General features: G+C 69.8%; 12 protein-coding genes and 3 pseudogenes. 8 read left to right on the top strand and 7 right to left on the bottom strand.

Annotated features, from left to right (window positions below; genetic code table 11):
- Positions 1-8 precede the first annotated feature (8 nt).
- Positions 9-1,655, bottom strand: coding sequence for a chaperonin GroEL (gene groL / locus AC5L34_RS01560; RefSeq protein ID WP_441175556.1), 1,647 nt, complete (start codon positions 1,653-1,655; stop codon positions 9-11).
- 70 nt (positions 1,656-1,725) lie between these two features.
- Entirely contained in the window at positions 1,726-2,040 is a 315-nt protein-coding gene (gene groES / locus AC5L34_RS01565) for a co-chaperone GroES (RefSeq protein ID WP_088998427.1), read from the bottom strand.
- Between the two features lie 249 nt (positions 2,041-2,289).
- Between groES and AC5L34_RS01570 the strand changes: the two are divergent.
- The 8 genes and pseudogenes from AC5L34_RS01570 to AC5L34_RS01605 form a co-directional block, all read left to right on the top strand.
- Positions 2,290-2,733: pseudogene (locus AC5L34_RS01570) on the top strand (DUF8688 domain-containing protein); the annotation flags it as partial.
- Between the two features lie 393 nt (positions 2,734-3,126).
- Positions 3,127-3,540, top strand: a pseudogene (locus AC5L34_RS01575) (THUMP-like domain-containing protein); the annotation flags it as partial.
- 85 nt (positions 3,541-3,625) lie between these two features.
- On the top strand, positions 3,626-4,105 hold the full coding sequence (gene ybaK / locus AC5L34_RS01580) for a Cys-tRNA(Pro) deacylase (RefSeq protein WP_441175555.1): 480 nt from the start codon (positions 3,626-3,628) through the stop codon (positions 4,103-4,105).
- Positions 4,106-4,298: 193 nt separating this feature from the next.
- The gene (locus AC5L34_RS01585) at positions 4,299-5,396 is read left to right on the top strand and encodes a sugar ABC transporter substrate-binding protein (RefSeq protein ID WP_441175554.1); all 1,098 of its coding nucleotides are present in this window, start codon (positions 4,299-4,301) and stop codon (positions 5,394-5,396) included.
- A gap of 105 nt (positions 5,397-5,501) precedes the next feature.
- On the top strand, positions 5,502-6,326 hold the full coding sequence (locus tag AC5L34_RS01590) for an ATP-binding cassette domain-containing protein (protein WP_441175553.1): 825 nt from the start codon (positions 5,502-5,504) through the stop codon (positions 6,324-6,326).
- On the top strand, positions 6,323-7,582 hold the full coding sequence (locus tag AC5L34_RS01595) for a sugar ABC transporter permease (RefSeq protein WP_441175552.1): 1,260 nt from the start codon (positions 6,323-6,325) through the stop codon (positions 7,580-7,582). Before AC5L34_RS01590 ends, AC5L34_RS01595 begins: the two co-directional genes overlap by 4 nt.
- A 28-nt stretch (positions 7,583-7,610) precedes the next feature.
- Positions 7,611-8,792, top strand: a complete 1,182-nt coding sequence (locus tag AC5L34_RS01600) for an ROK family protein (protein ID WP_441175551.1) — start codon at positions 7,611-7,613, stop codon at positions 8,790-8,792.
- Between the two features lie 196 nt (positions 8,793-8,988).
- Entirely contained in the window at positions 8,989-9,726 is a 738-nt protein-coding gene (locus AC5L34_RS01605) for a DUF4142 domain-containing protein (RefSeq protein WP_441175550.1), read from the top strand.
- 596 nt (positions 9,727-10,322) lie between these two features.
- Here the strand turns inward: AC5L34_RS01605 and AC5L34_RS01610 are convergent.
- The 5 genes and pseudogenes from AC5L34_RS01610 to AC5L34_RS01630 form a co-directional block, all read right to left on the bottom strand.
- A pseudogene (locus AC5L34_RS01610) lies at positions 10,323-10,444 on the bottom strand (IS3 family transposase); the annotation flags it as partial.
- A gap of 1 nt (position 10,445) precedes the next feature.
- Positions 10,446-10,802: a transposase gene (locus AC5L34_RS01615; protein ID WP_441175549.1), complete on the bottom strand. Its 357-nt coding sequence runs from the start codon at positions 10,800-10,802 to the stop codon at positions 10,446-10,448.
- A 154-nt stretch (positions 10,803-10,956) separates the two neighbouring features.
- A complete protein-coding gene (locus AC5L34_RS01620; protein ID WP_441175548.1) occupies positions 10,957-11,361 on the bottom strand; it encodes a hypothetical protein in 405 nt (134 codons plus the stop codon).
- A 223-nt stretch (positions 11,362-11,584) separates the two neighbouring features.
- Positions 11,585-12,658 carry a hypothetical protein gene (locus AC5L34_RS01625; RefSeq protein WP_494823669.1) on the bottom strand — a complete coding sequence of 358 codons (1,074 nt, stop codon included), beginning with the start codon at positions 12,656-12,658 and terminating at the stop codon, positions 11,585-11,587.
- Positions 12,659-12,870: 212 nt separating this feature from the next.
- The gene (locus tag AC5L34_RS01630; protein WP_441175546.1) at positions 12,871-13,617 is read right to left on the bottom strand and encodes an ATP-binding cassette domain-containing protein; all 747 of its coding nucleotides are present in this window, start codon (positions 13,615-13,617) and stop codon (positions 12,871-12,873) included.
- Positions 13,618-14,013 lie beyond the last annotated feature (396 nt).

Here is a 14,013-nt window from a genome sequence, read left to right on the forward strand (position 1 = left end):
GGCGAGGGTCAGAAGCCCGGGCCGTGCTGGTGGCCGTGACCGTGGCCGTGGCCGTGCCCACCGGCGGCGGCCGGCTCGGCCTTCTCCGGCTTCTCCACCACGAGGCTCTCCGTGGTGAGCAGCAGGCCGGCGATCGACGCGGCGTTGGTGACCGCGTTGCGGGTCACCTTCACCGGGTCGAGGATGCCGGCCTTCGCCAGGTCGACGTACTCGCCGGTGGCGGCGTCGAGGCCGTGGCCCCACTCCTTGCCGGCGACCTTGTTCACGACGACGTAGCCGTCGTGGCCGGCGTTCTGGGCGATCCAGCGCAGCGGCTCGACCAGCGCCTTGCGCACGATCGAGACGCCGACCTTCTCGTCACCGGTGAAGCCGAGGTCGTCGTCGAGCGCCGGCAGGATCTGCACCAGGGCGGCGCCGCCGCCCGGGACGGTGCCCTCCTCGACCGCGGCCTTGGTGGCGGCGATCGCGTCCTCGATGCGGTGCTTGCGCTCCTTCATCTCGACCTCGGTCGCGGCGCCGACCTTGATGACCGCGATGCCGCCGGAGAGCTTGGCCAGCCGCTCGGCGAGCTTCTCGCGGTCCCAGTCGGAGTCCGAGGCCTCGATCTCCTTGCGGATCTGCGCGACCCGGTCGGCGACCTCGCTGGACTTGCCGCCACCGTCGACGACCGTCGTGTTCTCCTTGTCGACCACGACGCGCCGGGCGGTGCCGAGCACCTCCAGGCCCACCTGGTCGAGCTTGTAGCCCAGCTCGGGCGCGACCAGCTCGGCGCCGGTGAGGATCGCCATGTCCTGGAGCATCGCCTTGCGCCGGTCACCGAAGCCGGGGGCCTTGACCGCGCAGACCTTGAGGGTCTTGCGGATCGAGTTGACCACCAGCGTCGACAGCGCCTGGCCGTCGACGTCCTCGGCGATGATCAGCAGGGGCTTGCTGTTCTGGAGGACCTTCTCCAGCAGCGGCAGCAGCTCCTCGATCGCCGAGATCTTCTGGGTCGTGATCAGGATGTACGGGTCCTCCAGGACCGACTCCTGCGACTCCATGTCGGTGACGAAGTTCGGCGAGATGAAGCCCTTGTCGAACTGGAGACCCTCGGTCACGTCCAGCTCTGTGTGCAGGGCGGAGCCCTCCTCGACGGTGATGACACCGTCGCGGCCGACCTTCTCCATCGCCTCGGCGATCAGCTCGCCGATCGTGGCGTCCTGCGCGGAGATCGTCGCGACGTGCGCGATCGACTTCTTGTCGGCGACGTCGACCGCGCGGCCGAGCAGCGCCTCGGAGACCTTGGCGGCCGCCGCGTCGATGCCCCGCTTGAGGCCGGCCGGGTTGGCGCCGGCCGTGACGTTGCGCAGGCCCTCGCGGACCATCGCCTGGGCCAGCACGGTGGCGGTGGTGGTCCCGTCGCCGGCGACGTCGTTGGTCTTGGTCGCCACCTCCTTGACCAGCTGCGCACCGAGGTTCTCGTAGGGGTTGGTGAGCTCGATCTCCTTGGCGATGGTCACGCCGTCGTTGGTGATCGTGGGCACACCGAACTTCTTGTCCAGGACGACGTTGCGCCCGCGCGGGCCGAGGGTGACCTTGACCGCGTCCGCGAGGGCGTTGACACCGTGCTCGAGCAGGTGCCGGGCGTCGTCCGAGAAGCTCAGGATCTTCGCCATGAATGTCCCTTCGAAGCGACGTCGCCCCGGCCCGGCGAGCCGGACCGGGGCGACGACACTGATCGGTTGCTTACTTCTCGATGACCGCGAGGACGTCGCGGGCGGAGAGCACCAGGTACTCCTCGCCGGCGTACTTGACCTCGGTGCCGCCGTACTTCGAGTAGAGGACGGTGTCGCCGACCTTCACGTCGACCGGCACGCGGTTGCCCTTGTCGTCGATCCGGCCCGGGCCGACAGCGAGGACGGTGCCCTCCTGCGGCTTCTCCTTGGCGGTGTCGGGGATCACGATGCCGGAGGCGGTGGTGGTCTCGGCCTCGTTCGCCTGGACCACGATGCGGTCCTCGAGCGGCTTGATCGCAACCTTGGTCGCGGTAGTCACGGGCATACCCTCCTGGGGTACTGGTTTCGTTACCGGTCGGCGAGCCGACCGGCGTCAATCTGCCACATGCCACCGGGCGGGGCCGTCGTCGCGGGTGCCGGTCCGCCTGGCGTTCAGCGTCCGGGCCACGAGGCCCGGAAGCTGGCACCCTCAGGGCGAGAGTGCTAATCGCAGGTTATTCCTCGGCTAGCACTCCGTCAAGGAGAGTGCCAACCCGCCGCCCGGCGCGTCGGGTCCGACGACCACAATGACCGGGTGGATCTCGACCAGCTCGCCGCCCTGCGTACGCCCGAGGGGTCGGCCGCGCTCGACGCCGCCGCGCGGGTGGCCGGCGGCGACCCGCTGACCGCGGCGGCCGCGCTCCGCTCGGCCGGGCTGCCGGCCGGGCTGGCGTCGGCCGCGCTCACCCAGGCCGAGCTGCGGCGCCGGGCGGTCGGTAAGTTCGGGCCGGCCGCTACGGGCATGTTCCTCACCCGGGCCGGGCTGGAGCAGGCCACCCGGGGGGTCGTCGCGGCGCGGCGGGCCGACCGGTTGCGGGTCGCCGGGGTGCGCACCCTCGCCGACCTCGGCTGCGGCCTCGGCGCGGACGCGCTCGCCGCCGCCCGCGCCGGCATCCGGGTGTACGGCGTGGAGGCCGACCCGGTGACCGCCGCGATGGCCGCCGCGAACGCCGAGGCGGCCGGGCTGGCCGAGCTGTTCACCGTGGAGTGCGGCGACGCCACGGCGTTCGACGTGGACCGGGTCGACGGGGTGTTCTGCGACCCGGCGCGGCGCAGGGCGGGCACCGGGCGACGGATCTTCGACCCCAACGCCTACTCCCCGCCCTGGGACTTCGTGGTCGGGCTGGCCCAGCGGGTGCCGCACACGGTCGTGAAGGTGGCCCCCGGCATCGACCACGCGCTGGTCCCGGCGGGCGCGGAGGCCGAGTGGGTGAGCGTCGACGGCGACCTGGTCGAGGCGGCCCTGTGGTGCGGCGAGCTGGCGCGGGTCCCCCGCCGGGCCACCGTGCTACGCGGCAGGGCAGGGCTTCCGGCCGACGCCCCCGGCGCGGCGGCGGAGGCCTCCGCCCGACCGGCCGGCCCCGGCGGCTGCCACCAGCTGACCGGCTCCGGCGTCGCCGAGGCCGCCGTCGGTCCGCCGCGCCGCTTCCTGTACGACCCGGACCCGGCGGTCGTCCGCGCGCATCTGGTCGCGGAGCTGGCGGACGTCCTGGGCGCGACGCTGGCCGACCCGAGCATCGCCTACCTCTACGCGGACGCCCCGACGCCGACGCCGTTCGCCCGCTGCCTGGAGGTCACCGACGTGCTGCCGTTCTCGCTCAAGCGGCTGCGGTCGCTGCTGCGGGAGCGTCGGGTCGGGCGGGTGGAGATCCTCAAGCGCGGGTCGGCGCTGGAGCCGGAGAAGCTCCGGCGGGACCTGCGGCTGGCCGGGGACGAGCCGGCCAGCCTGGTGCTGACCCGGGTCGCCGGGGCGCCGACGGTGCTGCTCTGCCGACCGGTCGGGTAGCGCGCGAGAGGGTGGGTGCCGGTGTCGTCGACCGCCCGGCGCTTTCGGCTCGCGGGTCGCGCGGGGTCGGGTTAGCTTGACCGTCATGGCGGGACAGGGCACTCCGGCGACCGCGCTGCTGACGAAGCGGAAGATCGCCCACACCACCCATCCGTACGACGTCTCCCCCGATGCGCCGAACTACGGCGCGCTGGTCGCGGCGGCGCTGGGGGTGCCGCCGGAGCGGGTGTTCAAGTCGCTGGTCGCCGAGGTCGACGGCGCGCTGACGGTGGCGGTCGTGCCGGTCACCGGCGAGCTGGACCTCAAGGCGCTCGCGGCGGCGGTCGGCGGCAAGCGGGCCGCGATGGCCGACCGGGCGGTGGCCGAACGGGCAACCGGCTACGTACGCGGCGGGATCAGCCCACTCGGGCAGCGGCGGCGGCTGCCGACCGTGCTCGACTCGTCGGCGCTCGACCATCCCACCGTCTACGTCTCGGCGGGCCGGCGCGGGCTCCAGCTCCAGCTCGCCCCGCAGGATCTGGTGGCGCTCACCGGGGCGGTCACGGCCCCGCTGGCCGCCCACTGAGCTGCGCCGCTCCGGCGCGCGCCGGGAGAGCGCTCCCCGGTGGACGTCGGCCGGGTGTCAGGGACGTTGCTGAATTGTTACCGCCGACAACAAACTCGCGACCTCGGTGGTCTTGTGCCCACGGCGCGAAGCGGAATACGTTGCCGGACACAACAAAACAACATCATCCCCCACCCCCGAAAGGACCCTGCTGATGCGCAAGGGCTTCCTCACCTTCGCCGCTGTGGGCCTGCTGGCCACCGGCGGCCTGACCGCCTGCGGCGACGACTCCGGTTCCGAGGCCGGCGGCTCCACCGAGAAGAAGCCGAAGATCGGCGTGATCCTGCCGGACAGCAAGTCCTCCGCCCGCTGGGAGGGCGCGGACCGCAAGTTCCTGGAGGAGGCGTTCAAGGCCGCCGGCGTCGACTACGACATCCAGAACGCCCAGGGCGACAAGACGGCGTTCCAGACCATCGCCGACCAGATGATCACCAACGGCGTGACCGCCCTGATGATCGTCAACCTGGACTCCGGCACCGGCAAGGCCGTGCTCGACAAGGCCAAGTCCCAGGGTGTGGCCACGATCGACTACGACCGGCTCACGCTGGGCGGCTCGGCCACCTACTACGTCAGCTTCGACAACGAGGCCGTCGGCAAGCTCCAGGGCGAGGGCCTGAGCAAGTGCCTCACCGACAAGGGCGTCAAGAACCCGGTGGTGGCATACCTCAACGGCTCGCCGACCGACAACAACGCCACCCTGTTCAAGAACGGGTACGACTCGGTGCTCAAGCCGAAGTTCGACTCGAAGGAATACACCAAGGGCCCGGACCAGAACGTTCCGGAGTGGGACAACACCCAGGCGGCCACGATCTTCGAGCAGATGCTCACCCAGCAGCGGGGCAAGATCGACGGCGTGCTCGCCGCCAACGACGGCCTCGGCAACGCGGCCATCTCGGTGCTGAAGAAGAACAAGCTCAACGGCAAGGTCCCGGTGACCGGCCAGGACGCCACCCCGCAGGGGCTGCAGAACATCCTCGCCGGCGACCAGTGCATGACCGTCTACAAGGCGATCAAGGAGGAGGCGAAGGCCGCCTCGGACCTGGCCATCGCGGTGGCCAAGGGTGAGAAGAAGGAGACCGGCCAGACGGTCAAGGACCCGGAGGGCGGCCGGGACGTCCCGGCGGTCCTGCTGACCCCGAAGCTGATCTTCAAGGAGAACGTCAAGGACGTCATCGCCGACGGCTTCGTCACCAAGGACGAGGTCTGCGCCGGGGCGTACGCCAAGCTCTGCGCCGACGCCGGCATCAGCTGACCCGTACCCGATTCCACGCGCACGCCGCCCGGCACGGACCCTGTGCCGGGCGGCGGTTCGCGCCGGACGGGATCCGAGACCTCCCCTCCACCTGAAGGAGCCCCCGTGTCCGCAACCCCCCTGCTGGAACTACGCGGGATCGACAAGAGCTTCGGTCCCGTCCAGGTCCTGCGCGACGTCGCCTTCTCCGCCCACCCGGGCGAGGTCACCGCGTTGGTCGGCGACAACGGCGCCGGCAAGTCGACCCTCGTCAAGTGCATCAGCGGCATCTACCCCACCGACGCCGGCGAGTTCCACTTCGACGGCCGGCCCGTGACCATCCACAGCCCCCGCGACGCCGCCGCGCTCGGCATCGAGGTCGTCTACCAGGACCTCGCGCTCTGCGACAACCTCGACATCGTGCAGAACATGTTCCTCGGCCGGGAGAAGCGCAGCGGCATCGTGCTCGACGAGCCGACCATGGAGCAGATGGCCGCCGACACCCTCGCCGGGCTGAGCGTACGGACCGTGAAGTCGCTGCGGCAGCACGTCTCCAGCCTCTCCGGCGGCCAGCGCCAGACCGTCGCGATCGCCAAGGCCGTGCTCTGGAACAGCAGGCTCGTCATCCTCGACGAGCCGACCGCCGCGCTCGGCGTCGCGCAGACCGCCCAGGTGCTCGAACTGGTCCGCCGGCTCGCCGACAACGGCCTGGCCGTGGTGCTCATCTCGCACAACATGAACGACGTCTTCGCCGTCTCCGACCGGATCGCCGCGCTCTACCTCGGCCAGATGGTCGCCCAGGTGAAGACCACCGACATCACCCACTCGCAGGTGGTCGAGCTGATCACCGCCGGCCGCTCCGGCGGGCACGGGCTCGCCGCCGAGCCGGCCAACGGCGGCAACGGGCACGGCGCGGAGCCGGCCGACAGCAACCCAGGAGGCGTCCGATGACCACCACCGTCGTGCACAAGGACGGCCCGGCGGCCGCCACACCGCCACCCACCCTCGGCAGCCACGTCCGCAACTACGTCAGCCGGGTACGCGGCGGCGACATCGGTGCGCTGCCCGCCGTACTCGGTCTGGTCGTGCTCTGCACGGTCTTCTCGATCATGCGGCCGTCCTTCCTCACCGCCGGCAACTTCGCCAACCTGTTCACCCAGGGCGCCGCTGTCACGCTGATCGCGATGGGGCTGGTCTTCGTCCTGCTGCTCGGCGAGATCGACCTCTCCGCCGGCTTCGCCAGCGGGGTCTGCGCCGCCATCCTCGCCAACGTCGTCACCGTGCTCGGCTACCCGTGGTACGTGGCCGTGCTCGCCGCCCTCGTCACCGGCGTGGCGATCGGCACCACCCTCGGCTTCCTGGTGGCGAAGATCGGCATCCCGTCCTTCGTGGTGACCCTCGCCGGGTTCCTCGCCTTCCAGGGCATCGTGCTGATGCTCATGGAGGAGGGCACCAACATCTCGGTCCGCGACGAGGTGCTGGTGGCCATCGCCAACCGCAACCTCCCGCCCGTCCTGGGCTGGCTGCTGGCCGCCGTGGCGGTCGCCGGCTACGCGGCCGTGCAGTTGCTCCGGCACCGTAAGCGGGCCGCCCGGGGCCTGACGACCGACCCGATCGCGGTGGTGTTCGCCCGGATCGGCGGGCTGGCGCTCGTCCTCGGCGCGGCGGTCTTCATCCTCAACCTGGAGCGCAGCCGCAACGTCGTGATCAGCTCCCTCAAGGGCGTGCCGATCGTGGTGCCGATCATCGCCCTGCTGCTGATCTTCTGGACCTTCGTGCTCCAGCGCACCAGCTACGGCCGGCACGTCTATGCCGTGGGCGGCAACAAGGAGGCGGCGCGCCGGGCGGGCATCAACGTGGACCGCATCCGCATCTCGGTCTTCGTGATCTGCTCCTCGATGGCGGCCGTCGGCGGCATCGTCGCCGCCAGCCGGGCCAACTCGGTGGACCCGAACACGGGTGGCAGTAACGTACTGCTCTACGCGGTCGGCGCGGCGGTCATCGGAGGCACCAGCCTCTTCGGCGGCAAGGGCCGGGTGCTCGACGCCGTCCTCGGTGGCGCGGTCGTCGCGGTCATCGACAACGGGATGGGCCTGATGGGATACAGCTCGGGGGTGAAGTACGTGGTCACCGGCGTGGTGCTGCTGCTCGCCGCGAGCGTGGACGCGTTCTCCCGCCGGCGCTCCACCGCCACCGGCAACCGTTGACCGCGCGGCACCGGAAGTGACGACGGCGATGCGCGCAGGACCGAGCCAGGACGAGATCCGTCGGCAGAACCTGGGCGCGTTGCTGCGCTACGTGCACGTGCACGGGGCCACCACCCGCGCCGAGCTCACCACCGCGCTCGGGCTCAACCGCAGCACCATCGGAGCGCTGACCGCCGACCTGGCCGGCGCCGGGCTGGTCAGCGAGGGGACGCCGAAGGAGACCGGCCGGGCCGGACGACCGTCGCTGGTCGTCCGGCCCGAGTCGGACCGGGTGCACGCGTACGCGTACAGCATCGAGGTGGACCGGCTGCGGGCCGCGCGGATCGGTCTGGGCGGCGCGGTGCTCGACCGCCGGGAGCTGGACCGCCCCCGCGGTCTGACCGCCGCGGAGGCCGCCCCGCTGCTGGCCGGGGCGGTCAAGGAGATGCAGCAGAGCGCGCCGGCGGACGCCGTCTGCGTCGGCGCGGGCGTCACCGTCTGCGGCATGGTCCGGCGCGACGACGGGCTGGTCCGGCTGGGCCCGACCACCGGGTGGGTGGACGAGCCGATCGGCGCGGCGCTCGGCGCCGAGCTGGGCTGCGACGTACCCGTCACCGTGGGCAACGTGGCCGACGTGGCGGCCTTCGCCGAGCACGCCCGGGGCGCGGCCGCCGGCTGCGACAACGTCATCTACCTGTACGGGGACGTGGGCGTCGGCGCCGGCATCATCGCCGGCGGGCGCCGGCTGACCGGGCACGGCGGCTATGGCGGCGAGGTCGGCCACATGGTGGTCGTCCGGGACGGCGCACCCTGCGAGTGCGGCTCCCGGGGCTGCTGGGAGACCGAGATCGGGGAGTACGCGCTGCTGCGTGCGGCCGGCCGCTCCGACGCGCGGGGCCGCGACGCGCTGCTGGCCGTCTTCGACGCCGCCGACCGGGGCGACCTGCGGGCCCAGACGGCGGTACGCCAGGCCGGCGACTGGCTCGGCTTCGGGGTGGCGAACCTGGTGAACATCTTCAACCCGGAGATGGTCATCTTCGGCGGCGGCATGCGGGACCTCTACCTCGCGTCGGCGGCCCAGGTGCGCAGCCGGCTCAACTCGGTCGCCCTGCCCGCCTGCCTGGAGCACGTCCGACTGCGTACCCCGATACTCGGCGACGACGCGGCGCTGATCGGCGCCGCCGAGCTGGCCTTCGAACGCCTGCTCGCCGACCCCCTCGACGCCGGCTGACCGGTCCCGCCCCCCGGCCCGGAAGCGCCGTCCCGCCCTCGGCCCTGAGGCACCGTCCCGCCCCCGGTCCCGGAGCGCGGCGGGGCCGGTCCGGTGAACCGATCGGACGGCCCGTCCGTACCAGTGCGCGGACGGGCGAGGGCGCAGCGGCGCCGGCCCGGACCCGTTTCGGACCGGACGAGGAGGCACCACGGACATGGCACCGCTCAGATCCGCCCGTCGCCCGCGCGGACCTCGGAGTCTTCGCCTGGCGGTGCTGCTCGTCGCCGTCGCCGCCGGACTCGGCCCGCTACCCGGCGTGGCCGTCGCCGCGCCGGGCGGTCAGCAGCTCAACGCGGCCGACGCCGCCCTGCTCAACGGGGTGCGCCTGGCGGGGCTCTGGGAGATGCCGGCCGGGCAGATGGCCGCCGAGAAGGGGCAGAGCCCGAAGGTACGCGAGATCGGCGCCGGCATCGCCACCGAGCACGAGGAACTGGACCGGCTGACGGTCGAGGCGGCCAACAAGCTCGGGGCGAGCATCCCGAACGACCCGACCGCCGAGCAGAAGGGCTGGCTGACGGAGATGCAGAACGCCTCCGGAGCCCGCTTCGACCAGCTCTTCGTCACCCGGCTCCGGGTCGCCCACGGCAAGATCTTCCCCGTCATCGGAGCGGTCCGCGCCAGCACCCGCGACCCGGTGATCCGCCAGCTCGCCGACGACGCCAACCGCTTCGTCCTGCACCACATGCAGATGCTGGAGAGCACCGGACTGGTGCGCTGGCCGGAACTGCCGCCGGCCGCCCTGCCGGCCCCCGGTGAAGACGGCCTGCTCGCCGCCGCCTCCGCCAACTCCGGCCCGCCGATCGGGGTCAGCAGCACGGTGGTCTGGCTGGTCTTCCTCGCCGCCCTCGGCACGGGCGGCATCGCCACGTACCGCATCCTGCGCCGCACCTGACCACGGCGGTCCTCCCGGCGGCCACGGCCGGGAGGCCGTCGAACCGCAGGGGATCCTGCCGCCCTGGCGGTTCAGCGGTGTAGCGGTGTAGCGGTGTAGCGGCTCGGCGGCCTGGCTGCCTGGCGGTGTGGCTGCCTGGCTGTTCGCGGCCCTGCTTTGAATGTCCTGCTGTTAGCGGACCAGCCGACGACGTTACTTTCGGTAATCGCTAGGGGTGTCACACCATCGCCACCGGGCACCCGCCTCGGCCCCTTTGCTCTGCAGCCGCCGACGCACCAGCCACCCTCCGTAGCTGGTGCGTCGGCGGCTGCAGAGCAAAGGGTGCGTGAGGACGATCGGCCGGCTCGGTGTTCGCGAGAAGAAACCGCTGGTGAGCAGGCTCAGTGCCGAAAACGAGTCCGCTCGCGCTTGGAAGCCAAGCAAATACGACTATCGTGCGTGATAACTGCGGCCCCTCGCGCTCATCGTCACGATGAGTTATCAGCGACAGATCTACTCAGCGGTCGACCGCGTGCCGGCACGTCGGTGCGGCCCGCAGGCCCGCACACCCGGCACGCCCGCCTGCAGGGGCCGGGCCACTTCTTGCGCAGGAATGCGCCTTGCAGGCCGGCGTGGCGCATCAACCGCTCGACCGCTTGCGGCCGACGTGGCGGCCTTGGCGGCGCAGCATGGCGTGCACCCGCGGGCTGCCGTAGGTGCGGCCGGAGACGTCGTGGATCTCAGCGACCTCCACCGCAAGGTCCGCGTCCTCGCGCCGTCGAAGGGAGGGGTTGGCTGCCTGGGCGTGCCAGCCGTAGTAGGTGGAGGCGGCGACGTTGAGGACCCGGAGGACGGGCTCGACCCCGAAGCGGTCGCGTAGCTCGTTGACGAGCGTCACGACCGTCGCCGGGTCGGGTCGAGTTCCGAGGCGAAAAAGCCGAGGCGGCCTTCAGGATCTCGTTGGCCCGCTTCAACGCGGTGTTCTCCCGCCGCAGCCGGCGCAGCTCCTCCAGCTCGGAGATCGTCGGCCGGTCGTCACGCTGGCCCCGGTCGGCCTCATCTTGGCGGATCCAGTTGCGCAACGCTTCGTGATGCACACCAAGCTACCGCGCCAACTGGCGGGTCACGGGCTTCGGGTCCGACTCCCGATACAAGCGCACCGCACGTTCACGCAGCTCATCGGGGTACTTCTTCCGTGCTGCCACGGTGACTCCCTTCAGCTCCATCAGAGCATGATCGAAAGCCTCCGAGCTACCGGGGGAACCTCAACCGACGCCAAGGCGTGAGCCAATACGACGTGCAACCAACCCCGAGCAGAACAAGACACAACGCCAGGCTGGACGGGTCATCGAACCGATGCGCGCTGAAGTCCCACCACTCATAGCGACCAGACCCCGCATAACCCCAGTAAAGGGCCGCTACCACCGCGACCGCTGGGCCGGTCCAGGCTAGGCGCCAGCCGAACATCCGCGCCGACAACAAAGCCAGCCCGAACCACCCCAGCCATGCCCGGACAGCAGTCGCGAGGGACACCAGCGGCAATTCTGCCGCTGCCAGCCCCAGAAAAACCACCAGGCAGGTGACACTCAAGCCCAGGAGAAAGCCGTCCTGGAATCGCCGCAACCTCGCGGTGACGACGTGTTCGAGGCTGGCCATGGTGCTGTGCTGTCCGAGCACAGGTATAACTGCCACAGCCAGGACGAGGAGATGCCACAGGGGCCGCCCGGCTTGAGCGTCTGTGACCGCTCCCGGCGCCGATGCGTTGGTGCCGCCCCAGAAGACCGCAAGGAACCCTGCGATCGCTGCTCCCAGAACCGCCGGTTGCCCTCGTCGAACGGCGACGCGGCGCAGGACACTGGTCAGCCTCTCCCCATCCTCGTCACTTACAGTAGCGACCACGAAGATCAACTACCTCTCGCTCAGCCCAAGAAAACTGATCGGACTTACCCTTTTCACTCGCAATGGACCAGCCCTCCTCCCACGCCTGCTGAATCTCAGCCGGCGCATCCGTACGGTAGTCAGGGCGACTACTTCCCGCCAAATATCCCTCGAGCCAGGCATCCAGTACGAGTAGGCGCCGCTCGTCACTCGGCGTCAGCCGGTTCCAAGCGCAAGCGTCCGCATCAGCGAACTGAAACGTTCGGACCTGAATCGCCGATGCGATCGACCCGGAGTAGGACCAGATACTTCCCTGGATAATCTCAAAAGTCGGGGCCTCAAGATCGTCCACGACCCGAACCTCTCCGTTGCTCCCAAGCTGCCGCTGTTGCTTGAGTCCCACCGCATTCAACTCAACCGGCCACTGGAAAGCGGCGGGCAGGGCGCGCACGCGCTCACTCACTTCGCGTAGCTCAGGCAGATATTTCCTCTGTTCGGGCCAGACGCAGATCCGCGGGCCTTCACTGGCGCATGCGACTGCTTTCTGGACCGGATTCCGCGGCGTCAGCGTGCCTACCGCGGAGAGCGCGAACACCACTGCCAGCGCTGCAACCACCGACGGCCACGCCTGGATTATCCGCCAGTTTGAGGGCGGCTTGAGGGGCAGCCACGCAAGGGCTGCCAACAACGTGCCGACAGCCAGAATACGCACACCTAGGCCGACTGTGTTGACCATCATTTCCGGACGGCCGCGTAGGACGATATTTCCCGGCGCCAAGTTGACGATCACTACTAAAAGAACCCATCCGAGCGCTGCAACAAGTGCCGCGAACACCGGGCTCAGCAATTTGCCGACGAACCAGCCGAGCGCAACCGACAGCAACACGACGAATTCCCCCAGCGCGACATAGCCCCACCAGAGCGAGATGCCCGGCGGCCAATTGGGCGCAGTCATCGCGAATGCGACCGACTGACCGACCAGGTACGGTAGAGACAATAGGAGACCCGTGCTTCCCAGCCGGCAAGCCTCCACCACTGCCGGGTGAACCTGGGCAGCCCCGATCTGCTCTGTCATGCCATGTCGCACAGGCGCTGATGCAGCCCACGCCGCAGCCGGGGCCGACAAGGCACCGAGCAAATACGGCGGAACCTGAGCGGCCGCGCCGGCCTCTGGCCAGACACCGGCCCAGTAGGTGTCTCGAATAAGCAGGACTCCGAGATCGAGCAACAGGAGAACCGGTAGATACCACCGCACGGGCGCGATGCGGAGATGGAACCAGAGTGTCCTCACAGTCGCTGCTCCTCGGCGGGCATGAGACGCATGTAAGCTCTCTCGAGCGGGGAATGACCAGGCAAATCCTCCCGGCCCATGACCTCCAACTCGGAGACGGGACCTTCGAACTGCACGGCGCCGCCATTCACGACGACAACGCGGTCGCAGATTGCCGCGACGTCGTCGATCAGGTGCGTGCTCAGCACGACAATCGTGTCGCGAAGGCCGCCGATAATGCCCCGAAAGTGAAGGCGCTGGCGCGGATCCAGCCCGACCGTAGGCTCGTCGAGAAGCACCAGCCGCGGTCCGCCGACGATAGCCCAGGCAACGCCGGCACGCTGACGCATCCCGCCGGAGAGTCTCCCCATACGGTCACGTCTGCGATCAGCAAGATCGACGAGGCCAAGCACGTGCTCGATCGCTTGCCCAGCCGCTCGCGCTGGCACTCCCCGAAGCCAAGCGCCATAGGCAACAAAATCCCACACGTTCATCTGCGGATCGCACCCGAAGTGCTGGGGCAGATACCCGATCCCGTTACGCACCGCGCGGGCACTCTTCTCGTCCCTAACCTCGACACCGTCAATAGCGACCGTGCCGGAACGCGGTGGCATGACGGTCGCCAACGTGCGAAGGAGAGTCGATTTTCCAGCCCCGTTGGGCCCCACCAGGGCGGTCACGCCAGGGCTGAGGGTGAGACTGAGTTGATCGATGACGTTTGAGGTGCCATACCCTTGAGAAACATCAGCGAGCACTACACTCATCTAATAGGCCTGTTCTCGTAATTCGAATGATGGGGAAGCGCGAGAACGCTTCCCCATCATCACTTCACTTCATCGAAGCTCGGTTCAGGTTCCCTCGTAACCGATGGTCCCGGAGATCACCGAGAAGGTGCAGTCGTGACCAGAAACCGGGCCGACGCTGCCCTTGTTTCGCCAAGGCCGGATGGACGACCCGACCTGAGCCGTGCAGGTGACACTCGAGCGGTAGTAGCCAGCAACGGACGCACCCGCACTGGTGCACTTCTGCGCCCAAGCGGTGCTCCACCACTGCGTGTAGCAGTTGTTAACCGTGCCGGTCTGGCCTGCAGCGACTGCAGGCGCGGCACCAACAGCAGCAATACCACCAGCCATCAGCCCGAGCACTGCAATTTGAGTGGC

The organism is Micromonospora sp. ZG13, from assembly GCF_059359355.1.

Bases quoted from the DNA above. Each gene is read 5' to 3' on its own strand.
- groL (WP_441175556.1), bottom strand. From the start codon at position 1,655: ATGGCGAAGATCCTGAGCTTCTCGGACGACGCCCGGCACCTGCTCGAG.
- groES (WP_088998427.1), bottom strand. From the start codon at position 2,040: ATGCCCGTGACTACCGCGACCAAGGTTGCGATCAAGCCGCTCGAGGAC.
- ybaK (WP_441175555.1), top strand. From the start codon at position 3,626: ATGGCGGGACAGGGCACTCCGGCGACCGCGCTGCTGACGAAGCGGAAG.
- AC5L34_RS01585 (WP_441175554.1), top strand. From the start codon at position 4,299: ATGCGCAAGGGCTTCCTCACCTTCGCCGCTGTGGGCCTGCTGGCCACC.
- AC5L34_RS01595 (WP_441175552.1), top strand. From the start codon at position 6,323: ATGACCACCACCGTCGTGCACAAGGACGGCCCGGCGGCCGCCACACCG.
- AC5L34_RS01600 (WP_441175551.1), top strand. From the start codon at position 7,611: ATGCGCGCAGGACCGAGCCAGGACGAGATCCGTCGGCAGAACCTGGGC.
- AC5L34_RS01605 (WP_441175550.1), top strand. From the start codon at position 8,989: ATGGCACCGCTCAGATCCGCCCGTCGCCCGCGCGGACCTCGGAGTCTT.
- AC5L34_RS01620 (WP_441175548.1), bottom strand. From the start codon at position 11,361: ATGGCCAGCCTCGAACACGTCGTCACCGCGAGGTTGCGGCGATTCCAG.
- AC5L34_RS01625 (WP_494823669.1), bottom strand. From the start codon at position 12,658: ATGACAGAGCAGATCGGGGCTGCCCAGGTTCACCCGGCAGTGGTGGAG.
- AC5L34_RS01630 (WP_441175546.1), bottom strand. From the start codon at position 13,617: ATGAGTGTAGTGCTCGCTGATGTTTCTCAAGGGTATGGCACCTCAAAC.